Below are 23,918 nucleotides of genomic sequence, written 5' to 3'. Positions count from 1 at the left end.
CTTGTGCGTCAACCCAATCTCGTCGAAAATACCCACTCGAAAGCTGTGACTCGCCAGCCATGGCTTGCCGCATTCGATGGACTGCGCTTGCTCTCTGGGCAGACCATCAACGATGATCCGGCAAATTTCGTTCGGCCGGAGGCTGTTGAATGACCAGACCAATCCTGTCCCTGCAGCTCTTCTCGATGAGAGGCCTTGGGTCGCTCGATGCGCAACTTTCGGCCGCCGCCCGCGCCGGTTTCCGCTCGGTGGAGCCGCTGGAAAGTCATTTGCGCGATACAGACGAGCTGAAGCAAGGCCTCATACGCCATGGGCTAAGCGCGCCGACCGCCCATGTCACCCTGGACACACTCCGACGTGAGGCTGGGCCAATCCTCACAGCCTGTGAAGTGTGCGGAATAGGGGAACTGTACGTTCCGCATCCTGCACCGCCGGCCTCACAGGAGACCGCGAGCGCCTGGCAGCGCTTGGGTCGCGAGTTGGGCGCCTTGGCCGAACGGTTCAAGCGGGACCACATCGCGCTGGGCTATCACAACAAGATGGCAGGGTTTACGCGACTTCTCGGTGGTCGGTACGGGTTTGAACTCATGTTCGATACTGCCAAGGGAAGTCCGTTGACGTGGCAGGCAGACATTGCCTGGCTATCACGTGCAGGTGTGGTTCCAGAGGAATGGTTGCACAGATATGCGCCGATCCTTGCGTCGGCCCACGTCAAGGACCAGGCACCTGAGGGTGCCAGGAAGGACGAGGACGGTTGGTCGGATGTCGGCTCAGGCATTCTGGTGTGGCCATTGTTGTGGCGCGCAGCCCTCCTGAATGGTGCTCGCACCCTGGTAGTCGAACACGACAATCCGCGGCAGCCCACAGAATTCGCAACAAGGAGTTTTGCCTATCTGAGCCGCTTCATGTCCTGACCCGGACCGAGGCGGAATAGTTGGACCCCTTCCAGCCCGCAATTCGGGACAACATCGGCCAAGTTCCATTTGCCGCGATTGCCGAGCAGATCACATCGATTCGATGCCTGCCATGGAGAATGCATCAGGCAACGACACGCGTTGAGGCTCACTCCTGAAGCGGATGCCGCTATCAGTTGCGCAGCGCGCAACTGCATTAAGGGGCAGACATCGTCGGTGCGGTTTGGGTTGGCAACAGTTTTCCCCGTGCCAACAGCAGAATGGTCCCGACTGCGACAAGGATCACGACGATATTTGCCAGAATGAAAAGAAGCGGGGCGAAGACATGCATCGGTCCGGTATCGCCACGCGCAACCATTCTCGATACGGCTGTCGACAGTGCTGTGATCCCGAAGGTGAACGCCCAGTAGGATGCTGCAAACCGCTGCCGGGCGATCCAGGGCAACATCCTCAGGAGCAGGAGCATCTGCAAGATGGCGTACCCGATCATCGCATGCGCCATCATGTCAGGCGTACCCGTTGTGACGCTGAGATAAGCGAGGCTGCCGACCGCCGGTGGCGCCAACTGAATGCCGAGCGTCGGACGAAACGGTTCAGCCAGGACAGGCGCCGTCAGCAACCGATTGAGGAGGACAGATTCGATTGCGAGCCACGAGAAAAAGCCCGCACCAAAGGCAAGCTGGCCCCAATCGCCATAGCCCATCGCCCCCGCGACCGTCGCCGTGACAAACGCTCCTGCGACGGTCGGCAGATAGAGAACCGGCGTCGTCGCTACCGGATCACGCCCGCCGCGCCACAGAATTCCGGTCCGCCATAATGCAAACACGACCGTGAACGTACCTCCTAGTCCGAAGATCAGTTCGGCGGCGGGACGAGAATAGGGAAGCAGGGCCAACGCAACCAGCATTGTCGCAACTCCAGCCAGGCCGATGAAGCAACATTGAACCGCATTCTCCGCCTCATCCCGTGCCGCCTGCGGATCCACGATCCACTTGGCGGTGTAGAGGACTACCAGCACCAGCCAGATTGCGACGGCGACAAGGTTCAGTGCGGCAGCGATTTCGGGGGGGAGCGGCCAAATCGCCGCCGCTGCCCGCCAGCTGTTGGCAAGACCCGCGACACCGAGAACGATGCCAAAGAATGCCGCAGGAACGCGCGGAAGGCGAAACCGCGTCGGGAGCGAGACCCTATCACCTGCCTGCGAGAGTTTGGAATTCACAGTCATGGAAAGCTCCATTCGCGTCGATCGACCTCGCACCGTCACTCTGTGACAGCGTGAGTAGCATCCACGACACGTGCAGAATAGACAAGCGCTGCGCCGGTATTTACAGAGATCGCAACACCGAGCGCCTCGGCAATTTCGGCTTCCGTTGCACCGAACTTCTTTGCCTCTGTCGTGTGAACCACGATACAACCGTCGCACCTCAGGGTGACTGCAACGACCAAGGCGATCAATTCTCGCTGTTTGGCATCGAGATGGTTGGTCTTCCGACCCGCCCCCGGCCAGCGTCTGATAGCCGTTTTTATCGTATCCGGTGCGAGCTTGGGGAGCTCCCCGATCCGGCCGAGAAGCTGGGTTCGATATTCCTTCCATTTCATCATTTGTCTCTCCATGATCATTGTTGCGCCGATGCTCCGGGGGGACCATGAACGCTTTTCATGCGCGTTTGCATGCCCAGCAAGCTCATGTTTACAACCGATCGTCTCAATGGACACTCTTAGCCGCCAGCTTGATCTGGCCGATCTGCAACTGCTGCTCGATTTGCGGTGCAGGCTCGAGGGGCGCATTCGTCATCGATCATGACCATGCCACGCCTGGCGTCGTACACTTTCATCTCGTGCTCGGCCGCCAGTGTTCCATCCGCACGGCCGCAGGACGACTGGTGACGATGCGTTCCGGGGATTTTCGGATGCTTCCCCGTGGGGATGCGCACAGCATTGTCAGCGTGCAATCGGAACGATCCGATCAGCCGCCCCGAGTATTTCAGATTGCTGCCGATGGAATGTTGCCAATGCGGACAAACCGCGGCGGCCCGTGGGACGTCGACCTCCTTTGCGGCCATTTCACCTATACGCCGGACTCGCCGAGCCTTCTCCTCGCCAAGGCTTTCAAGGCAAGCAGACAGGCAACACCGGCACAATTCCGGCGCTCGCTTTCCGTTTGGAAAGCCCGGACATCGTCAGCCAATCCCGCGTCCGTCGAACCATAGGAGGAGCGCCAGGCCGGTCATGCCGGCAACGGCACCGATGATGGCCGTCCCTGAATAGCCCCCGATACCGGTTCCGACTGCGAAGAGAAGCGCGCTCAGACCAGCGCTTACAAAAATATTGACCGATATCAACGCACTGCCGAGGCCCGGTCGATCTGCGATAAGATCCTGCAAATAGGTGATCGGAATGCTGATCAGGGCCGCTGCGCCGATGCCGCTGACGATGGTCAGCGCATAGACATGCCAAGGCGCCGAGGCAAAACCAAGCAAGAGCAGATAGACCACATAGATGACAGTGCCGAGCGCGAGCGCCGTGATGCTGCTCAAAATGCGTTGGGCACGGCCCCACACGACGATAAAGACGACTTCAAGGAACGCGACGATGCCAACGAGAATACCGACGTCGCCAACGGTCGCATGGGCAGGTCCCGTGACGATCAGGGGCAGGATGGCGGCATTGACGTGCAGGGTGCTGCTGATGAGTGAGACGGCCAGCACCCGCACGAGGACACGTGGCGATATGACCGCTGCGAGCGCTGCAATGTATGACAGGTGGTGCGTGGCCGCGTTGTCCGTTCCGCTCTGGCGGGGCAGGAAGGCGGCAATCAGGCAGAGGCAGACCATGCAGGCGAGGCTCGCAAACAGATAGGCCGGCAGCATGCTTGCCGATCGTGACAGGACGATCCCGACGAGGCCTGGCACAAGCACCCAGGAGAGCGAGATCATCGCCCTAACACCTGAATTCACCGATGCAATTTCATTGCGGGGCATTCCCCTGGTGCTGGCACGCACGTTGGCAAAGAGGAGTGAGTTAAGCGCGTTGTAGACCGGCAGCAAAAGAAGCGCGCAGATGATGAAGGTGCCCTGCGCTGGAAAGAGGTATATCGCCCCGTAGCCGAAGATCCCGAACACTGCGACAGTCACCATCAGCGACCGGTACTCGCCCAATTTGTCCGCCAGGTTGCCAAGCAGGATGCTGACAGTGACGTTGACCGCTGCGGCCGAAAAAATCAGCACCGAGTAGAGAGCATTGCTCATGCCCAATTCACGAATACCGATAACCGATTGATAGGGCGAGGTCGATGCACCGGCAAATCCAAATGCAAAGATCGCAAGCATGCTGACCCGGATCGTCGGGTCGCGAAAAACATCGGGAAGGAAACGGTTCATGACATATATCGTGCGGCAGTAACGCCGAGCATGCAGTGTGGATGGACGCGTCTAACAGGTTCGGCACGGGACCGGAACCTGCCAGACCGAAAAGATCATGCTCTCCAGCGCGCCGACAAGCGCGCCTGCGGTGCGTAATCAAAGTCTCGATCGAACGGGAAGGTCGGTCTGATGCGTCGCCTGCTGTCTAGCCCTTCGATGTCCTGGTTTACAACGCCTTGCGTCAGCGCCATCAGGTTCGGATTGGCAATCGGCGCCAGCTCAGGTGACAGATAGCCTGATTTGACGACAAGCAAACGCAGGGATTGGGGATCGAGATCCAGTCGGGTAAAATCGGCTATGTTGTGATACGGACGACGGCGGGCAGATAGCACGACGGTAATGCCGCCTGTTCGCACCACCGCCTGGCGTTCGCCGACCGGGCCGGGGTCATCGAGGAAGACCACCTCTGCTTCGACATGAGCCGGCAGGCTGGAAGGATCAAGCGTGCCGCCAATGGCGAGTTCGATTTTCGAGCCTTTCCCGGCTCCGAAGCAGGCCTCGACTGCGGGTCGGTCGGTTATGCCCGCAAGCAGGGCTCCGTCGAACCCCCTGGCAATGAGCGCATTGAGAACATCGGCCCGATCGCCGACGCCGCCGCCCGTTGGATTGTCGGCGGAATCGGCAAGGATCACCGGCACCGTCGCAGCAGTTTCCGCGATATCGATCATGGCGTCGAGCGGACCGGTCACCGGCCCGAAGACGAAGTGTTCGCGTGCATTCCAGTAGGACAGCGCAATCTCTTCCGCGGCGCGTTCGGCGGCCGCACGATCCGTGGCAGTGACCACCGCGCAGGCGGTCGCGCGTGGTTCGTCTGCCCAAACGTAACCGATCATCAGGTTGGCATCGAGGATGCCGGCGCGCTTATTAATGTCAGGCAGGGATTTGTAAAGGCTTCTTGCAGGCTCGTCCTCGGTCGATGTTCGCTCGCCTGGCCAGAGGACGGGTACCGGTGCCCAGGCCACGCCGGGCCGTCGGCCAGACCTCAGGGCGTCTACGAGGAGGGACCATGCGCGTATCATCGTTTCACGCACGTCGATATGCGGGGCCGTGCGATAAGCCGCAAAGATATCGAGCTGGTCGATGATCCGTTGACTGACATTGCCGTGCAAGTCGTAGCTCGCTGCGACGACGCACTCCTCGCCGACCACCGAGCGGGCGGCGGCAATCCAGTCGCCCTCCGCGTCATCCATTCCCTCGACGTTCATGGCGCCATGCATGGCAAGGTAGAGGCCGTCAACCGGCAAGGCAGTTTTTAGCCGATCTAGAAATTCCGCCTTGAACAACTCATATGCCGCCCTCGATACCGGGCCGCCAGGCACTGCGCGTGCATGCAGGAGCGGCAGGTGTTCAATGCCATCCGCGTCGAGGAAGGCGAAGTAGTCGGAGACCATAAGTTCCCCGCCGCGCAGCACGCGGAAATCTTGAGCCGTCATCATGACCGGCGAATAGGTACTGCATTCCGTATGGATTCCGCCCACAGCTAACCGCATCACTTGCCTCATAATTCCGGGCTGAGCCGCACGATCGCAGCGAAGCGTTCCCAGTCCTTCATGGCCCTCGGTGTCCACGCGGCTTCGGCAATCGCCGGCAACCTCGGAAAGACGAGCCGGTTGAAGTAGCCGCGGGACAGGAAGTGTTCCGACCAGATGCACGCCTGTACACCCTTCATTCGGTCCTTCAGCGCTTCGGGGAAGTCACCCTCCGCCTCATAGGCATAGGTATGGGACGGTGGCACGGTTCCGGCCCAGCTTGCGCCCGGCTCCTGAAATGCCTCCGCCTGTACCATGTCGAGGTAATAGGCCTGCCCCGGCGTCATGACGACCTCATAGCCCTCGGTCGCAAGATCGATGCCGACCTGCGGATTTTCCCAGGCCATCAGCAATGTGTCCTCTGGGGCGACACCACCCCCATGTGCAACTTCATTCCAGCCCGCGAGCTTGCGACCGCGAGCCGTCAACATCTCTTTTACGCGGTTGAGAAAATAGGACTGCAATGCGAAAGTGCCCGAAATCCCTTCCTGCTTCATCAGCTTCCTGGCAAGCGGAGAGGCCAGCCAGGACCCGTTCGCCACCTCGTCACCGCCAATGTGGAGGTACAGTGACGGAAAAAGGTCCACCATCTCGTCGAGCACAGTTTCGAGGAATTCATAGGTCAGAGGCACCGCGGGATTGAGAGCATTGTTTGGGTAGCCCTGCACCGAATGGTAGCTCTCGGGCGCCTCCTGGCCGTCAGTCAGATCGGGTATCGCGGTCAGTGTCGCCGTGCTGTGGCCGGGAATATCGATCTCCGGGATGATCTCGACGCTCAATCTCGCCGCATGGGCGACGATATCGCGGACATCGTCCTGGGAATAGAAGCCACCGACAGGCTCTGCGCTGTTGCCGAGTTGAGGCAGGAGAGGTTCATCCGGGCCACGAAGGGCGCCGGTCGTCGTGAGTTGGGGATAGGCCTTGATTTCAAGGCGCCATGCCTCATCGTCCGTCAGATGCCAGTGGAAGATGTTGAGCTTCAACCAGGCAAGGATGTCGATCAACCGCTTGACGTCGGCGGTCGGGTAGAATTGGCGCGACACGTCGAGATGGCAGCCCCGCCAACCGTATCGCGGCCTGTCTGAAATCGTACCGGAGACAGGAAAGCGGAAGTTTCTCCGGTCGGTGCGGGCGCCATGGAGGAGTTGCGCAAGCGAAGTCAACCCATATTGGCGTCCTGCCTTCGCGGAAAAGGACAACGCAATCTGTGTCGCGGAGAATTCGAGCTTGTAGCCTTCCGGAGCAATGGTTGCATCGACCAGGAACTGCACAGAACGCCCCTGCGGCGAGGCAGCAAGACTGAATGGCGCGTGACTACTCTCGAACAATCGGCGGTGAAGCGACAGAACTGTCGAGATAGCCAGCACATCATCGCGCGTCGATCCTTCGCCCGGATAGAGAACAACGGGGAAATCTTCTCCCGGCTTCGCGTCTATGTCCGCCGGCCAGGGTTGCAATGCAAATGGCAGCGCGACCTTGCCCTCCGGCAGAAGGATTGGCGGAGGCTCATTGACGCAGCCCTCCAGAAGTAGGTCGGATACGGCGACTGTGATATGTTTCCCGTCCTGGAGCGTGACATAAGCCGACTTGGCACCATCGGTGCAATGACGCGCCGGCCGGTGAAGACCGCTGACTGTGAAATTCCAGCTCTTACCCGGATCGACCCGAAGGCCCTCCGGTGGGGCGAATTCATGGAAATTCGCGTTACGACGTAAAAAGGTTGCATTCTCACAGGCCTTAGGATCGATGACGCGCGTCAGCGACGTATAGGCCAGCGTGAAGCCAAAGAGCGTTTCCTCGGAGAGATTGAAGAGCGAAAACGTAAAGCGACCGTTCGGACCGCCGTCAGGCTGCCACGAACTCTCCAGGCGATAGGGCGCCAACGACATCAAGGTTCCTCTCATGACGTGTATCGGGATCAATAGTGTTCGGACTGCGAGAACGTCCGCGCCAGCTCCGCCTGACCGGCAGTCAGCCCGCAGTCGACGGGCAGGCAGACGCCCGTGATTGCACCAGCCTGTGGTCCCGCAAGAAACGCCACGGCATTGGCCACGTCACCTGGATCGACAACCCGCTGGAGCGGATACCAGCGTCGCGCCTCTTCGAAGACATTGGGGTTGGCCGCAGCACGCGCTTCCCAGGCCTTCGTGCGGACAGTGCCAGGTGCAACCGCGTTTGAACGAATGCCGAGCTTTCCGTATTCGACGGCAACCAACTTGGTGAAATGCAGCAGGCCGGCTTTCGCGGCACTATAAGCGGGGTGGCCAAACACGTTCATGCCATTTACGGAAGCAATGTTGATAACGGATCCCTTCGAGGCCTCCAGCTGGCGTTCGACAGCCCGGAAACACAAGAACGCAGCCTCGAGATTGAGGGCATTGTCCATCCGCCAGATCTCGGGTGTGGTGTCATGCAGGCTGACGGCACGCGCCGCGCCGGCATTGTTGACGAGTGTCCGCACCGAACCCAGCAAGGCTGCCTGGCTTGCCATTTCGGCGACGCTTGTTTCGCTGGTTACATCGCAGGCGTGCGCGACAAAGCGTTCGACAGGACCGAGATCGAGCGCGGCCTTGGCGGCGGCTGCGGGATCTATATCGACGATCACAATGACATCGTGATCGTCTGCAAGGCGCTCGGCGATGGCTCGTCCAATATCACCTGCAGCACCCGTTACGATCGCTACCGTCCTTGTCATTCTGCATCCCTTTTTGGCATGTTAATCCCCGAGGAGTTGCCGGTCGTCACCATCGCGATGGGCAACGAGTTGTTGCTTTATGCGGCGTAGCGCAACGGCAGCCTTCGGCTGAATTGCATAGGCGACCAGGCTGGCAAGAATGTCGACGATCGCCAGATAGGCAATGCGCGTCGACGTCGGCCGGAAGATGTTGCTACCTTCCTGCAGGTCGACAGGCACAACAATTTCCGCCACCTTTGCCACCGGGCTGTCGCTTTGGGTGAGCGCTATAGTGGTTACTCTTGACTCGCGGGCAAGCGCGAAAGCGCGCACGAGCTCGGCATTGCGTCCCGTAAAGGAAGAACCTATCAACACGTCTGTCGACTTCGCGGCGGCTGCCATCATCAACTGCATGCCATGATCCGAGCTCGCCGTGACATGCAGGCCGAAGCGAAAAAGCCGGTTCTGAAGTTCGCTTGCAATCATCGACGAGTTGCCGCCGGAGCCAAAGGCATAGATCATGTCGGCGCGTGAGAGCCGCTCGGCGGCAAGCTCGATCGCAGCCAGGTCGAGCGAACGATGAAGCAGGAACAGTGCGTTCTGTGCCTTCGTGATGATGTCCTGCGCGACATCACCCGGGTTGGTGCTCTTGGGTTCCGGCTTCAAGTAGCGCATGCCAACATAAGCTGTCCTGGCAAGCTGAACCTTGAAATCGGAAAAGCTCTCGCAGCCCAATCGGCGGCAGAAACGCGTGACGGTGGGCGGAGAAACGTCCGCCCTTTCGGCGAGCTCGATGATCGAGGCATTTACCGCAAACTCAAAGTCCTTGAGAAGGATATCGGCGATACGGCTTTCGGAGGGTGAAAGCCGGGGCTTCTCTTCCTGCAGTGTTGAGAAAATATCCATCCCGTCCCCCGCTAGTGTGCAGTTTACAGATCCTTCGACCTATACGCCACGCAATCGATTTCGACCTTGCAGTCAACCATCATCGACGATTGAACGCAGGCTCTAGCAGGGGGATGGTCACCGAAGTACTGCTGGTAGATTGCATTGAAGGTCCAGAAGTCGCGGGGATCGTCGAGCCACACGCCACAACGCACGACATGCTCCAGGCCGTATCCCGCCTCCTTGAGGATCGCCAGGACGTTCTCGATCGTCTTGTGGGTTTGCGCTACGATATTGCCATCGATGATCTCGCCATTTTCCATGGCGACCTGGCCAGATACATAGAGCCAGCCATCGGCTTCAACGGCCCGCGCGAAGGGCAGGGGCTTGCCACCGGCACCCTTTTGAACCGCGCCATAGCGCTTAATGGACATCGATCGATCCTTGCAAATTATTTTCGTATTAAGTTGACAAGTGACCATAGAAAGCCGAATTTGACCAGCGAAAAACGCCATTGATGAAAAGAATTTCAATCCGGGGGAGATAATGCGCGATCCTTTCAAAAACCCGTTTCCCGTTTCAGACGTCGCGCGGCATTCGATCTGGGAGATGCTGGTCCCTCGCGACATCGATGCATTCCTTGCTGGCGACTGGTCGATGGTCGAGCACGATTTTGTCGAGGAAGGCTTCATCGGCATCGATGGACGGAAAGAAGTCAGCCCCGATAAATGGCGGCTTGCGTTTCCGACGCTGTCTACCTACCGCGACGAGTGGGTGCGTCAGGCAGAGGAATTTGCCACGCAAGCGTTTGCCGAAGACACCCGCACGGCCATCTTCACGACCACCACGCTCGAAGACATAGAGATCGAGGGTGACATGGCGCTGGTGCGCAAGAAGTTCGATGGCGGCCTCAGCAAGGCTGATGGCACGCGTGATATCATGCAGTGGCAGACACTTTATTACTGCCGCCTGCATGAAGGCCGCTGGAAGATCTGCGGCTTTACCGGCTACCTGCCGAACCCGATGGGCTGATCAACACAAAGGCCGAACCCTTGCGCATTTTCACGGCGGCGCTCGCAACCGAGACCAACACGTTTTCACCGATCTGCGTCGATCGACGCGCCTTCGAAGCGTCGCTTTATGCGCCTCCCGGCCAACATCCGGAAACGCCAACGCTCTGCTCGGCACCGATCACGGTGGGGCGTCGTGTTTGCGCGGAGAAGGGATGGGAACTGATCGAGGGCACCGCCGCCTGGGCGGACCCGGCCGGGCTGGTGAACCGCTCCGCCTATGAGGGATTACGCGACGAGGTGCTCGCGCAGCTAGAAGCCGCCATGCCTGTCGACGCCGTTATCCTTGGCCTGCACGGCGCCATGGTCGCCGCCGGTTACGAGGACACCGAGGGCGATATTTTGGCGCGTGTCCGCGAGATCGTCGGGCCAGAGCTCCTCGTCTGCGCCGAGCTCGATCCGCACAGCCACCTCACCGCCAAGCGCCTAAAGGCGGCAGACTTCTTGGTCTACTTCAAAGAGTTCCCGCACATTGATTTCGTCGACCGCGCCGAGGATCTCTGGCGGATTGCCGTGGAGACGTTGGAAGGGCGCCTGAACCCCGTCATGTCCGCGTTCGATTGCCGGATGATCGACGTCTATCCCACCTCGCGCGACCCGATGCGTTCCTTCGTCGACAAGATCATGCACATCGAGCAGGACCACGCTGATATCCTGTCGATCTCCGTGGTTCACGGCTTCATGGCCGGAGATGTGCCCGAGATGGGTACGAAGATACTTGTCGTCACCAACAACAAGCCGGAGGAAGGTGCGGCCCTTGCACGTGAGCTTGGCCTAGAGCTGTTTTCCAAACGTGGCACTTTCATGATGCCGCAGATCGACGAGGTCGAGGCTGTCACGCAGGCTATGGCAGCAACCTCGTGGCCTGTCGTCGTCGCTGACGTATGGGACAACCCCGGCGGCGGCACTGCAGGCGATGCCACCGTCCTCCTCCAGGAGCTCATCGAAAGAGGCGCCAAGGGTGTCGCGATAGGCACGATCTGGGACCCGATGGCAGTGCAGATTTGTATGGCAGCAGGCGAGGGCGCCGAAATTCCGCTCCGGTTCGGCGCCAAGTCTGGCCCCGGCACCGGCAATCCTGTGGACGGGATCGTCAAGGTCGTAAAGCTCGTTGCGAATGCCGAGATGCGTTTTGGCGAGAGCTTTGCGCCGTTCGGCGATGCGGCGCATATCGTACTCGACGGCATCGATATCATCCTGAACTCGACGCGCGCCCAGAGCTTCGATCCGAGCCTCTTTTCGGTTATGGGTATCGATCCGACATCCAAGAAAATCCTGGTGATCAAATCGACCAATCATTTCTACGCGTCCTTCTCCAAGATCGCAGCGGAAATCATTTACTGTTCGGCCGGAACGCCTTATCCCAACAATCCGGCCAAGACGCCCTATCGTCGCGCGCCGAAGAACATCTGGCCGATGGTCGCCGATCCCCACGGCCGCTAACACGGAGCGCGTCATATGCAGGAAAATCCGTTCGCCATCATCGCCAGGCCAGGCGACAGGGTCGCCGATCTCTCGACGCCACGGCCAATCATCGACGAGGATCGCCTGGCGGCGAACATCGCCCGTACGCAGGCCTACATGGACGAGCACGGGCTGAACTTCCGGCCGCATATCAAGACCCACAAGATCCCGGCGCTCGCAGCCGAGCAGATCGCAGCAGGCGCAAAGGGCATCAACTGTCAAAAGATCAGTGAAGCTGAAGTCTTCGCAGCGGCTGGTTTCCAGGATATCCTGATCACCTTCAACATCCTCGGCCCGCAAAAGCTTAAGCAGCTGGCAGCCCTCAACGACCGCATCTCCGACCTGAAGGTAGTCGCCGACAGCACGGCCACGGTCGATGGCCTGTCTGCCTATTTCGCATCCCGTAAACCGCTGACTGTGCTGGTCGAATGCGATACCGGTGGTGGCCGCTGCGGCGTCCAGACGCCCGATGAAGCAAGAGACTTGGCGAAGCGCATTCACAGCATCCCCGGCCTCTCTTTCGGTGGGCTTCTCAACTATCCGAAGCCCGGGGCTGCCGAGGCGGTACAGGCATTTCTCGGCGAAGCACTATCGCTTCTCGAGGAGCAGGGAATTGATTGCCCGATCGTCAGCAATGGCGGCACGCCGAGTCTGTTTGAGGCACATCTCGTCAGCGCCGCGACCGAGCATCGTGCCGGAACCTATATCTACAACGATCGGGCCATGGTTCGCGCCGGTCACTGCAGCTGGGATGACTGCGCCATGCACGTGCTCGCGACGGTCGTGTCTCGCCCGACCGGGGATCGTGCCGTCATCGACGCCGGTTCAAAGGCACTAACCTCCGACCTGCTTGGCTTCTCCGACTTCGGAACTGTGGTCGGTTACCCCGAGGCGGTGATCACTGGATTGTCTGAGGAACACGGCGTTATCGACTTATCGAAATGCGGCGACAGGCGTCCGGAGATCGGCGACAAGATCCGCATCATCCCCAACCACACATGCGTTGTATCCAATCTTTTCGACACGATGGTCTTTCACCGCGACGGCGTCGTCACCCGTGTCGAGGACGTGGCTGCGCGCGGACTCGTCTGGTAACGAATCTCGCCTTCCTTTGACATATGCCTCTTGACGTTACGCGATTGAAAAGCATCTTCTTTTCAGCGGCGTTAGGCGCGCGGGAGGTCAGGTCGATGAGAGTCTCCGTTGCATTGGGCATAGTGGCTAGTCTGTTGGCGATTTCGGCGGCGGAAGCACCGGCGGAATGGCAAAGCTTTCATGGCGTTCGGATGGATTCGGATCCCGTGCTTCTGGCGCGGTTTGAGCGGGCTTATCGCTATTGCGAGCCAGAGGCCAACTACCGGGGCTCTCCCTATCCAGCCAATCCCTGGCACGTCACGGCGCTCAGAAACTGCATGTCTAGATTGGGAATCCTCGACCGTGGCGCCTATTCCTACCCAGCTAACAGGCTCTTCTATCCCCTGTACTGAGGGCGGCGCTCCCCGGGTCGGCTGATCAGGCAGCCGCGGTGGGGTTGAGCAAATTCACGTCGATATCTGTCAGTTCGACATGGCGCTCGAATGATATCCCCTTGTCGTCGAACAGATGGCAGTCGACAACGTTAATCCCGGCCAACAGAGGCTGATCCGGCCGAACGGCAGCACCGCCCGGCAGCGTCGCGCAGAAATTCTCGCCTTCACCGTCAAGCGATGCATAGGCAACTGTCTGTGCGCCAAGTCGTTCGATGACCGTAGGTGCAACTCTGATCTGGATGTCACCTGATCCAATCTGGATGTGCTCGGGGCGCACGCCCAGCGTCAGCGTCTTGCCAACAGCGCCCTGCCGCGGCGTCACTGGGATGGTAGCTTTCTGCCCCTGATAATCGATCTCCACGCCGGCTTCACTGACTGCGCTACAGGTAACCGGCAGGAAGTTCATCTTTGGATTGCCGATGAAGCTCGCGACGAAGATATTCGCCGGTTTGTGGTAGAGTTCCAGCGGCGCGCCGGTCTGGGCAATCTCCCCGGCGTTGAGCACTACGATCCGGTCTGCCATGGTCATCGCCTCGATCTGGTCATGGGTGACGTAGATCATCGTCGCCTTCAGCTGGCGATGCAGCTTGGCAAGCTCGATGCGCATGTCGGCGCGTAGCGCCGCGTCGAGGTTAGAAAGCGGCTCGTCGAACAGGAAGATCTTCGGTTCGCGCACGATCGCTCGGCCGATCGCCACGCGCTGGCGCTGGCCGCCGGAAAGCATCCCCGGCTTCTGCTGCAGCCTCTGGTCAAGATGGAGAATGCGTGCGGCGTGCTCGACTTTGGCCTTGAGCTTTTCCTCTTCCATCTTTTCCACGCGCAGTGGGAATGCGATGTTCTCGAAAACCGACATGTGCGGATAAAGGGCGTAGGACTGGAACACCATTGCAATGCCGCGCTTGACCGGCGGCAGGTCGTTCACTCGGAGCCCGCCGATGACGATGTCGCCGCCGGAGGTCGCGTCCAGACCGGCGATCATGCGCAGCAACGTCGACTTGCCGCAGCCAGACGGCCCGACGAAGACCACGAACTCGCCGTTCTTCACCTCGAGCTGAATGCCCTTGAGAACCTCGAAGTCGCCATAGAACTTCTGAACATTGTTGAGAAGAAGCTGTCCCAAAACCTGTCTCCGGTTGCCGCGCCTGCAGCATGCATACTGTAAGGGGGATCGCGGTTGTTGCGCCCGCGATCCCGACAAAGGCTTACTTGAACGCTTCGATCTCGCCAGCAGCCTTCTTGAGGGCATCGGCCGGCTGGGCCTTGCCCGTCACGACGGACTGGACCATTTCGATCATCGAGTTCTGGAAGCCCTTGTAATCCGTAAAGAGCGGCTCGGGACCACCGAAGGCGATGCCGTCGATAAACGGCTTCCAGGACGGATCTGCCTTGACGAATTCATCGACCTTCGGCGACGGACGCAAAGGCGTGAGGCCGGCGCCGCCCTGAAGCTCATATTCTCCCTGGGGGCCCGGCGAGGTAATGAACTTGGCGAATTCGATCGCCTTGTCTTCCACGCCCGTCCCCTTGAAGACGGCCAAGCTGTCGGTGATGAGCAGTGTACCTTCGCCCTTGGCGGAAGGGCCAAGCGGCAGCGGTGCCACGCCCCAGTTGATCTTGGTGTCCTTCAGGCGGGCAGCAGCACCCGAGCCTGCCTGGATCATGCCGACCTTGCCGTCGAGGAAGATGGCACGGATCTCGTTCTGCTCGTAGGCGGTCGCGCCTTCGACGGAGTAGGGCGTGATGTCCTTGTAGGCCTGGAGCGCTGCCAGCACTTCCGGGCTGTCGATGACGATCTTGTCGCCGTCGATTACCTTGCCGTTGTTGGTGTAAACCCAATGCATGAACTGATGCATCGTGTTGTCGAAGGTCTTAGCCGGAAGGCCGTAGCCTGCGATGCCGGTCTTTTCCTTGATCTGCTTGGCGTCGGCGATTTCTTCAGCCCAGGTCTTCGGCGGGGTTTCAGGGTCGAGACCAGCCTGCTTGAAAATGTCCTTGTTCCAGTAGAGTGCCTTGGTCGAGAAGGCGACCGGCACGCCCCACTGATTGTTGTCGAAGGTGACCGTGTCGACGATATTCGGGTAGTAGCTCTTCTTTTCCTCGTCGGTCATCGGGACCGGAACGATCAGGTCGTTCTGTGCGAATTCCTTGAGTGTGCGCGAGCCGACATAGGCCATTCCGACCGGCGTGCCTGCAGCGGCAAGCGTCGTGGCCTTGTCCTGGCACTGTTCCCATCCGACGACCTCGGGCGTGACCTTCCAACCCGGGTTCTTGCCTTCCCATTCCTTGATGTATTTTTCGTGGATCGGATCGATCTTGTCGCCGCAGTAGATCCAGCTGATCTCCTTGTCAGCGGCCTGCGCGGTCATGGCGCCGAGCGCGGTAGAACCGAGCAGGGCAAGGGCCATCAGCCCGGTCTTGAAATGAATTGTCACTTTGTTAGCTCCCGTTTTTTCTCTGGTGGTTGACTTACTGTTTCACCGCGCCCGCGGTCAGCCCGCTGACGAGATACCGTTGAAGAAAGAAAATCACGATCATGGCCGGCGCGATGCCGACGAAACTTGCAGCCATCAGTTCATTCCAGACCACTTCCTGGCGACCGAAATAGGCGAAGAGGCCGACCGGTAACGGCGCAAATTCGGTCTTGGAATTGAAGGTGAGCGCGAAGATGAACTGCTGGGCATAAGAGCCGATGAAGGTGGTGATTGCAACCACCATGATGCCGGGCATGGCGATCGGCAGGATGACGCGGCGGAGCGTATAGAAGTGGCTGGCACCGTCAACGAAGGCGGCTTCGTCCAACTCCCGCGGGATGCGCATCATGTAGGTTCTCAACAGCCAGATCGCCGACGGGATCAGGAAGGCAACACCCGGAACCATGATTGCGAAATAGGTGTTGAGCAGGCCGAGCGTGCGCATCAGCCGGAACAGCGGGATGAGCAGTACTGCGCCCGAAAACATGTTGACGGCCAGAAACGCACCGAGCAGCAGCCCGGCGCCCTTGAATTCAAACCGCGCGAACGCGTAGGAGGCAGGGATCACCAGCACTAGGACGACAGCGGTGACGATGGTCGAGATGAAGAAGGAATTGAAGATGTAGCGCGCAAAGCCCGGCACGCTAATCCACATAGTCCGATAGGCCTCGAAGGAACCGTTTTCCGGGATGAAGCGATAGGGTGATGAAAAGAGCTGACTGAGCGGCTTAAGCGATACCAGGAAGCCCTCGACAAAGGGCGCGAGCACGAAGGTAAGGAAAATGAGGATGCCGGCATAGATGCCGATGATTTCATACCATTTGTACCGATGGATCAGCAGATGTGGCTGTTTCATCGCTTGTCTCCGGACGTAAGGCGACTGGTCACGCGGAAATAGCAGACGCAGAAGATCGACAGGAAGATGCAGATCAGCACGGCGCGCGCGGCGCCTTCGCCGTATTTGTTCGAGCCGATTGCGGTTTTATAAGTGTCGATGATCATCGTCGTCGTTTCGCCGCTCGGTCCGCCACGCGTCAGGATCCAGATGATGTCGAAGGAATTGAAGGTCGCGATCAGTGACAGCATCGACATGGTGATCATCGAAGGGACGATCAGCGGGAGGGTAATGCGCCGAAAGCGATAGAAGCGGCCGGCCCCGTCGGTCCAGGCAGCCTCGTAGAGGTCCTGCGGAATCGCCTGCATGGCCGCGAGCATATAAAGCGTGACCAGCGGAACGCCGATCCAGACGTCGGTGATGATCGTCGCCCAGAACGCCGTGGACCCCTGTGCGAGAAACGCGACCGGCGCGTCCACAAGGCCAAAACGCTGCAGCATGCCGGAAATCATTCCGAACTGGCCGTTGTACATCCAGCCCCACATGAAGATGCCGATCGCCATTGGGACAATCCATGGCGGCATCGTCAGCACGCGGAAGAGCGCCCTGCCGGGGACCGCGGAATTCAGCATCGTCGCCCCGAAGACACCGATAATCATCTTGATGGAGACAGAAAAGAACGTCCAGATGAAGGTGCGAACGATGACTTCGGCGAAGGTAGCGTTGAAGATCTTACTGTAGTTCACCCAGCCGACCCAATTCGTCGTCTTCTTCAGCGACGCATCGGTGAAGGAGAGGATGAACGTGTCGACCAGGGGATACGCGACGATCACAGCGACATAGAGGACTGCCGGAAGGAGAAGGATCCAGGCAAAGATGACTGCGTTGCGTTGGACGCTCATCTTGCCGCCCTCTCAAGCCGCTCTTGCGTGCAGGGCTTCGTCGAACCTGTCCCAAATCGGGCGCAGATCGATAACCGCCTTCTTCATCCTTGCCTCGTCCATCGATAGGGCCAGGATGCCGGCCTCGAGGGCATTGAGCGTCGAAACTGGAAGTTCGGTACCGGTACGCACGCTGTCGAGCAAATCTGCCGCCATCTGCTCGTCGGCACCGTAGTGCTGCGAAAGCTCTGTCGCGACGTATTTGTTCTCGACAACCTTCTTGCCTGTCAGCTGCTCATGAACATCGAGATAGCCTCGGACGAAATCGCCCTCGGCCATGCCGCGTGATCCCATAATGGCAAAGCGACGGAACTGGTCTGGAACGTTGAGATTGGTGTGGAAGTTCATTCCAACGCCGTTGGCGTATTCGACGATTGCCACCTGATAGTCGATGATGTCGGCGTCACTGTCGAACACCTTGTCGGACCCCATCCAGCCACTCGGCTTGCGATGAAACAGTTCGACGTCGTTGATACCTTCGCGCACGGGGTCATTTGCGGGGATGAAGCTCTTACGACCGCCAAAGCTTGCAACACGCTCGGGACGCGCGCCGACGACACCGTTATAAAGATCGAGGTCGTGGCAGCATTTCTCCAGCATGAAACTACCCGAATAGCGCTCATAGCGGCGCCAGTCGCGCATGAAAAACGCACCGTGGTAAGGCTCGATATGTTCCGCAGCCTCGATCGAGACAATTTGCCCAAGCTTGCCTGACGCCTGGATCGCGCGGAGATCCTTGTACAGCGGAGAGTAACGCAGAACGAGACCGACCATCAGCCGCTCATGACCAAACTTCGCCATCAGTCGTGCCAGTTCAATGCTTTCGGCAATCGTCGTTACGATTGGCTTTTCGCAGAAAACCTTCAGACCTTTCTCCAGGCCCAGCCTGATGTGGTCGAGATGCATGTGATTGGGCGAGCCAATCATCAGAAGGTCAAGCGTCTCGTTGGCGATGAGCTCTTCCGCAGACGCGTAGGCCGTTCCTGCGGAAATGCCCTGTTCGGCGAGACCAGGCAGGCCTGCTGGATCGGGGTCGACGTAACCGACGATCTCGAAGCTTTCATCCACTGCGGTGAAGACATGGCCAAGGTAGCCGAGCCGGAATCCTAGCCCGATAATTCCAACTTTCATGCTGTTATCTCGTTCCCAACGCGTAATTTATTTTCGTCAGGTTGGGACAAAAATTCGAACCCGTCAACTCGAATCCCATAAAAAGTTGGCTATATGAAATTAATTTTCATGAGCGCTCATTTTCCCAGTCCGATTTTCGTGTCTCCGCGAATAGGGGGCGCCGATGACGATCGAATGATCGTATGAACGGCCACGGTGTCGAACCCGGCAGGCAGGGACGGTCGACTAGCGGTTGCGCCGCTTGCCCTCCAGAAGATCCAGAACCTCATTTGCAGCATCGAGGACATTGGTCCCCGGTCCAAAGACAGCGGCAACACCGTTCTCCATTAGATATGCGTAGTCCTGCCGCGGGATGACGCCCCCGACGACGACAATAATGTCGCCACCGCCCCGCGCCTTGAGCGCCTCGACAAGCTGCGGCGCAAGTGTCTTGTGGCCAGCCGCCAGCGATGACATGCCAATGATATCAACCTTGCTTGCAACAGCAAGATCGGCTGCTTCTTCGGGTGTTTGAAAAAGTGGACCTGCCAGGACGTCGAACCCGATGTCACCAAATGCCGAGGCGATGACCTTGGCCCCACGGTCGTGCCCATCCTGCCCGAGCTTTGCGACCATGATCCTGGGCTCTCGGCCGAGAACCCTGGCGGCAGCAGCCATGCGATCCTTCAGCACCTCGAGCTCGGGCTCGTCCCGGTATGCCTGCCCGTAGACATCCTTGATGACCTCGGGCTCGGCAGCGTGATCGCCGAATACATGCCGCATGGTATCAGAAATCTCGCCAACTGTGGCGCGCGCGCGGGCTGCCTCAACGGCTGCCTCAAGCAGGTTACCCTGACCGCTCATCGCAACCAGTCCCAGCTGATCCAGAGCCGCCGTGACCCTTGCCTGGTCGCGGCGGCGTTTCGTTTCACCGATCCGCTTTACCTGGGCCGTTCGAACAGCCGCATTGTCAATGGCGAGGATCTCGATGTCTTCCTCCGTATCGAGCCTGTATTTATTGACACCTACGATCACCTCGTCGCCCCTGTCGACCGCTGCCTGCCGGCGCGTCGCCGCCTCCTCGATGAGACGTTTGGGAAGGCCCTCATTAACAGCCTTCGTCATGCCGCCGAGTGCCTCGACCTCACCGATCAGCGTCCACGCCTTGTCGGCGAGCTCATTCGTCAGGGTCTCGACGTAGTAGGATCCAGCCAGAGGGTCGACGACCTTGGTCACACCAGTTTCGTGCTGGAGGATCAGTTGCGTATTGCGGGCGATACGGGCCGAAAAATCGGTTGGCAAGGCGATCGCCTCGTCGAAGGAATTGGTATGGAGCGACTGGGTCCCACCGAGGACAGCCGACATCGCCTCGAATGCGGTTCTGACGATATTATTGTAGGGATCCTGTTCCTGTAGCGACACGCCCGACGTCTGGCAATGCGTACGCAACATCAGCGAGGAGGCTTTCTGGGGTTTGAATTCCTCCATGATCCGCGTCCAGAGCAGCCGTGCGGCGCGCAGCTTTGCCGCCTCCATGAAGAAATTCATTCCAATGGCAAAGAAGAAGGAGAGCCGACCGGCGAAATCGTCAACATCCAGGCCTTTGGCGATCGCTGCCCGGACATATTCCCGACCGTCGGCCAAAGTGAATGCAAGTTCCTGGACCAGGGTCGCCCCAGCTTCCTGCATGTGGTAGCCCGAGATAGAGATGGAGTTGAACTTCGGCATCTGCTTCGCGGTGTATTCAATGATGTCCGCAACGATCCGCATCGATGGTTCCGGTGGATAGATGTAGGTATTGCGGACCATGAACTCCTTGAGGATGTCGTTCTGGATGGTGCCCGACAGCTCGGCCTTCGAGACACCCTGTTCCTCTCCGGCCACGATGAAATTCGCCAGGATAGGTATGACCGCGCCGTTCATCGTCATCGACACCGAGACCTTGTCAAGCGGTATGCCATCAAACAGGACCTTCATGTCCTCGACGCTGTCGATTGCCACTCCGGCCTTGCCGACGTCGCCGACAACGCGCGGATGATCGCTGTCATAGCCCCGGTGGGTCGCAAGGTCGAAAGCAACCGAAACACCTTGCTGTCCGGATTGAAGTGCCTTGCGATAAAAGGCATTGGAGGCTTCCGCGGTTGAAAATCCCGCATATTGCCTGATTGTCCATGGCCGGCCGGCATACATTGTTGCCCGCGGGCCGCGCGTGAACGGCGCAAATCCGGGAAGGGACCCGAGGTGCTTGGCATTTTCGATATCGCCCTCGGTATAAAGCGGTTTGACATCGATCCCTTCTGGTGTCTTCCAGACGAGCGACTCCGGCGGCGCCTTGAGCTCTTTCTCCGCAAGAGCCATCCAGTCACCAAACGTTTTCTTCGCCATCCTATCCTCCGGCATTCTTCTTTTGCCGGAAGCTAGCATTTTATTTGCCGGTTGCGCGATAGAGCCATTCGATAATTTGCCGCAAAGCGCAGCGTCAGACGGCAAGCGCGGTCCGTCGATACGACGACTGGATCTCCTTCCGTGGTGAGCAGTTCCTGTCCCGCCGCGTCACGACAGGCGACGCTCCCATTCGATCACACTGCTGCTTTCTCCTCCTGGCCTCTCATGCCGAAGAGTGGGGTCAAGGCGTCAGATCGCAAAAGGCGACTGGGCATCGAACACGGGGTTCTTCGGACCAATCATCCAGTGATTGGGAGATTGCGTTTCCGGCAGCTTCCTCAAGATCGCAGCATGGAAGGCCGCATAGTCGCGGCTGAAGCGGCCATGGTCCCACACGCTGATCAAAGCCGCGGTAAACGCACCATTCCCGGGGCCGTCGAGCGACACCTGATTATCTTGGCATCCGGACATCAGCCGGACACTGCACGAGATCGGTGTATCGGTGGCGCGCTTGACACTTTGCGCTTCCACGCTGGAGAGCGAACTTCCGAGCTTGCTGTAGAAGTCGCGGTTCTGCCGGAACGTCCGACTGGCGATGTTGATGGGCATCGCCCGTGCCAGCGGACTGCTGACAACAGCGACATCGGTAGTGGCGTCGGGAACGACTGCCCTGATGACGGTACCGCTGTGGCAGCTGTCCGAAACCACCAGAACCCGGACACCGGGCCTGAATTTTGACCAGAACTGATAAAGCTCATCGTCAATAAGCTGGCCATCAAACAGGCACCAGGTTTCGTCGACGCCATCCTCTTCGTCGCCATTGAAATCGGGAACCTGGCCACCGTGGCCCGAATAGCTGACGAAGAAGATATCACCCTCCTTCAGCTCCTGCGCCGCCTTCTTGAATACTTTGGTAACGTTTTCGCGTGTCGCATTTTCCGTGAGCAGGAGGGTCGCGTCGTATCCCAGGCCCGTGGCAATCTCATGCATGTCCTGTGCATCGAATTCGCAGGCATTCAATGGGCCGGCCCATCCCGCATAATGAGCAGGATCGATGGCATTCAGACCGATGTGAAGCGCGATGCCGCGAGGACCGTCACTGGGCCTGGCACTCTGTGGAACCGCCCTTGACGGTCGCACTGCAGGACGGGCACTGCTGGTTTCAGTTGCCCTCGCAGCCCGCGCCTTATTAGCCCTGTAATCGACATCTCTGGTCCTCGGCTTTAGTTGCTCGATGACGGTCGCGAACTTTTTGGCAACTTTCCTATAGCCATCGTTTGTCGGATGGAGCTCGTCAAACCATTCATCTGCCGGCACCGTGTTGCGGCAATCGATATACTGGAGCCTTGCTGACGTGGACTGCAGGAGACCAAGTCTCTCGTTGAAGCGATCGATCATCACCCGAGCGATTGCCCGCTGAAGCTCAGGATCGGTGATGCCCCTGGATGCCATGGGCTTGCCGATCCAGGGCCCATTCGCAGGCCTCGCGTAGTCATATCCATGACAGACAATATGAACGTTCGGAAACTTCTGGGCGACCTGCCTGACCAGTTTCGAGTATATCCCTATCGCTTCATCGAGGATGAGATTGAAGGAAGGACGCAGATGCGCGGCCGGCGATTTTGCCGGGTCGAAGTCGAATAGGTGTGCGGCCAGGTTTCCGCCAGCAACGACATCATTGCCGCCGCCACTGAACAGGAAGACCGAGGCTCCGGTATTGGCAATCGCGTCCAAATATCCGGCTTCGCGAAACATGTTTGACAGTGTGTCACCAGCGGCATCCAGACTGAAGACTGCGTAGTCCTGCATCAGGTCGTCTATGACGTCTTCCAGCTTGAAGGGATATTGGAACCAGCTGTCTCCTTCCGAGACAAGGATCGGCCCCCGGTAGCTTCCGCTTCCCACGCGGGCATTGAACGCGAAATGCCTGCGCAGGCGCGCGACGAAATTGGCACTGTTGAGCAGTGCCGCACTCCGCTCCGTGCCTTCTGCCGTTTGCGGCACGCTGACCGTGTCCGGGTTCACGGTCAGAACCGGGTTGAAGGGACCAGATCGGTCTTCATCAACCAGAAAATACCGGGCGAGTTCCTCGTCCGAAAGAGATGCGTCGGCAAGCCGGCGATTGAGTTCTTCAAGAGATATTTTTCCGTTGGAAGGCATGGACTTTCTCCTCTGGCAATGTCGCGGGCCTGGTCGCTCGGATCCGGCTTAGGATTCGCGAAGCAGGTTCGCTTCTCAGATCGGGTCGGGTTGGGAACCGGCCGCATGATGCATCCATCAAAAACTCGTCGAACCTGACTGGCCCCGCCATCGCCTCTGGATCGAGCCACGTGCTGGTCTCCGTTCAGGCCTTTGCAACGGACGTTCCGACGCCTCCTGCGAGCGGAAGAACGAAAAGGGCTATCGTTGCGGTCGGGCATCGACCGTGAACGGATGCCGACGCTGAGGCGGACGGCCCAGTCGTAAAAACACCTTTGCCGTTCCGATGTCGTCGCTCCCACCCAACCGGTGCGGGCATTTTACGCGAGCAGATGACACGTTGGCAGGCAGCGTGTCCGGCGGGGAGGGGCCGAACGATTGGCAAATGGACATAATTGCAAAGGTGCGCGCCATCTATCAGGACTCTCGGCTCTGTAGAAACGCGATCAAGGATGCTCACTATCACGCCCCCCAGGCAACGCGAGCGGAC

At 59.1% G+C, this 23,918-nt stretch carries 20 protein-coding genes; 5 read left to right on the top strand and 15 right to left on the bottom strand.

Annotation, left to right across the window (positions count from 1 at the left end; translation table 11 throughout):
- Window positions 1-149: 149 nt before the first annotated feature.
- Window positions 150-914, top strand: a complete 765-nt coding sequence (locus tag FHT77_RS22710; protein ID WP_183757105.1) for a sugar phosphate isomerase/epimerase family protein — start codon at window positions 150-152, stop codon at window positions 912-914.
- A gap of 196 nt (window positions 915-1,110) precedes the next feature.
- Here FHT77_RS22710 and tehA read toward each other — a convergent pair whose 3' ends face one another.
- Together tehA and FHT77_RS22700 are read right to left on the bottom strand one after the other, a co-directional pair.
- Entirely contained in the window at window positions 1,111-2,139 is a 1,029-nt protein-coding gene (gene tehA, locus FHT77_RS22705; RefSeq protein WP_183757104.1) for a dicarboxylate transporter/tellurite-resistance protein TehA, read from the bottom strand.
- A gap of 35 nt (window positions 2,140-2,174) precedes the next feature.
- Window positions 2,175-2,516 carry a carboxymuconolactone decarboxylase family protein gene (locus FHT77_RS22700; RefSeq protein ID WP_183757103.1) on the bottom strand — a complete coding sequence of 114 codons (342 nt, stop codon included), beginning with the start codon at window positions 2,514-2,516 and terminating at the stop codon, window positions 2,175-2,177.
- A 158-nt stretch (window positions 2,517-2,674) separates the two neighbouring features.
- On the opposite strand from FHT77_RS22700, the gene FHT77_RS32300 reads away from it, so the two are divergent.
- Complete coding sequence (locus FHT77_RS32300) at window positions 2,675-3,124, top strand: cupin domain-containing protein (RefSeq protein WP_409527469.1); 450 nt, start codon at window positions 2,675-2,677, stop codon at window positions 3,122-3,124.
- Here FHT77_RS32300 and FHT77_RS22690 read toward each other — a convergent pair.
- The 6 genes from FHT77_RS22690 to FHT77_RS22665 form a co-directional block, all read right to left on the bottom strand.
- A complete protein-coding gene (locus tag FHT77_RS22690; RefSeq protein WP_183757101.1) occupies window positions 3,095-4,294 on the bottom strand; it encodes an MFS transporter in 1,200 nt (399 codons plus the stop codon). The genes FHT77_RS32300 and FHT77_RS22690 overlap by 30 nt on opposite strands.
- Before the next feature lie 95 nt (window positions 4,295-4,389).
- Window positions 4,390-5,826 carry a M81 family metallopeptidase gene (locus FHT77_RS22685; protein ID WP_183757100.1) on the bottom strand — a complete coding sequence of 479 codons (1,437 nt, stop codon included), beginning with the start codon at window positions 5,824-5,826 and terminating at the stop codon, window positions 4,390-4,392.
- 8 nt (window positions 5,827-5,834) lie between these two features.
- Window positions 5,835-7,754, bottom strand: a complete 1,920-nt coding sequence (locus FHT77_RS22680; RefSeq protein ID WP_183757099.1) for a beta-N-acetylhexosaminidase — start codon at window positions 7,752-7,754, stop codon at window positions 5,835-5,837.
- A gap of 29 nt (window positions 7,755-7,783) precedes the next feature.
- Window positions 7,784-8,560, bottom strand: coding sequence for an SDR family oxidoreductase (locus FHT77_RS22675; protein WP_183757098.1), 777 nt, complete (start codon window positions 8,558-8,560; stop codon window positions 7,784-7,786).
- A 21-nt stretch (window positions 8,561-8,581) separates the two neighbouring features.
- Window positions 8,582-9,445 carry a MurR/RpiR family transcriptional regulator gene (locus tag FHT77_RS22670; RefSeq protein WP_183757097.1) on the bottom strand — a complete coding sequence of 288 codons (864 nt, stop codon included), beginning with the start codon at window positions 9,443-9,445 and terminating at the stop codon, window positions 8,582-8,584.
- Window positions 9,446-9,468: 23 nt separating this feature from the next.
- Entirely contained in the window at window positions 9,469-9,858 is a 390-nt protein-coding gene (locus tag FHT77_RS22665; RefSeq protein WP_183757096.1) for a RidA family protein, read from the bottom strand.
- A gap of 112 nt (window positions 9,859-9,970) precedes the next feature.
- Between FHT77_RS22665 and FHT77_RS22660 the strand changes: the two genes are divergently transcribed.
- The 3 genes from FHT77_RS22660 to FHT77_RS22650 are packed head-to-tail and all read left to right on the top strand — an operon-like array spanning window position 9,971 to window position 13,053.
- On the top strand, window positions 9,971-10,456 hold the full coding sequence (locus tag FHT77_RS22660; protein ID WP_183757095.1) for a hypothetical protein: 486 nt from the start codon (window positions 9,971-9,973) through the stop codon (window positions 10,454-10,456).
- 20 nt (window positions 10,457-10,476) lie between these two features.
- On the top strand, window positions 10,477-11,937 hold the full coding sequence (locus FHT77_RS22655; protein WP_183757094.1) for a M81 family metallopeptidase: 1,461 nt from the start codon (window positions 10,477-10,479) through the stop codon (window positions 11,935-11,937).
- Between the two features lie 15 nt (window positions 11,938-11,952).
- Complete coding sequence (locus FHT77_RS22650; RefSeq protein ID WP_183757093.1) at window positions 11,953-13,053, top strand: D-TA family PLP-dependent enzyme; 1,101 nt, start codon at window positions 11,953-11,955, stop codon at window positions 13,051-13,053.
- 417 nt (window positions 13,054-13,470) lie between these two features.
- Here the strand turns inward: FHT77_RS22650 and FHT77_RS22645 are convergent, their stop codons facing one another.
- From FHT77_RS22645 to FHT77_RS22615, 7 genes are all read right to left on the bottom strand, one after another.
- On the bottom strand, window positions 13,471-14,607 hold the full coding sequence (locus tag FHT77_RS22645; protein ID WP_183757092.1) for an ABC transporter ATP-binding protein: 1,137 nt from the start codon (window positions 14,605-14,607) through the stop codon (window positions 13,471-13,473).
- 82 nt (window positions 14,608-14,689) lie between these two features.
- Window positions 14,690-15,892: an ABC transporter substrate-binding protein gene (locus FHT77_RS22640; protein ID WP_210281002.1), complete on the bottom strand. Its 1,203-nt coding sequence runs from the start codon at window positions 15,890-15,892 to the stop codon at window positions 14,690-14,692.
- Between the two features lie 61 nt (window positions 15,893-15,953).
- The gene (locus FHT77_RS22635) at window positions 15,954-16,814 is read right to left on the bottom strand and encodes a carbohydrate ABC transporter permease (protein ID WP_183757091.1); all 861 of its coding nucleotides are present in this window, start codon (window positions 16,812-16,814) and stop codon (window positions 15,954-15,956) included.
- A complete protein-coding gene (locus tag FHT77_RS22630) occupies window positions 16,811-17,695 on the bottom strand; it encodes a carbohydrate ABC transporter permease (RefSeq protein ID WP_183757090.1) in 885 nt (294 codons plus the stop codon). The genes FHT77_RS22635 and FHT77_RS22630 overlap by 4 nt, the downstream gene beginning before the upstream one ends.
- A 12-nt stretch (window positions 17,696-17,707) precedes the next feature.
- Entirely contained in the window at window positions 17,708-18,865 is a 1,158-nt protein-coding gene (locus FHT77_RS22625) for a Gfo/Idh/MocA family protein (RefSeq protein WP_183757089.1), read from the bottom strand.
- Window positions 18,866-19,090: 225 nt separating this feature from the next.
- The gene (gene scpA, locus FHT77_RS22620) at window positions 19,091-21,229 is read right to left on the bottom strand and encodes a methylmalonyl-CoA mutase (protein ID WP_183757088.1); all 2,139 of its coding nucleotides are present in this window, start codon (window positions 21,227-21,229) and stop codon (window positions 19,091-19,093) included.
- A gap of 249 nt (window positions 21,230-21,478) precedes the next feature.
- Window positions 21,479-23,389 carry a caspase family protein gene (locus tag FHT77_RS22615; protein WP_183757087.1) on the bottom strand — a complete coding sequence of 637 codons (1,911 nt, stop codon included), beginning with the start codon at window positions 23,387-23,389 and terminating at the stop codon, window positions 21,479-21,481.
- Between the last annotated feature and the right edge of the window lie 529 nt (window positions 23,390-23,918).

Source organism: Rhizobium sp. BK181 (genome assembly GCF_014193305.1).
Taxonomy (GTDB): domain Bacteria; phylum Pseudomonadota; class Alphaproteobacteria; order Rhizobiales; family Rhizobiaceae; genus Rhizobium.
Note: the sequence above shows the minus strand (reverse complement) of the source record. Positions and strands in the feature narration are given on the sequence as shown.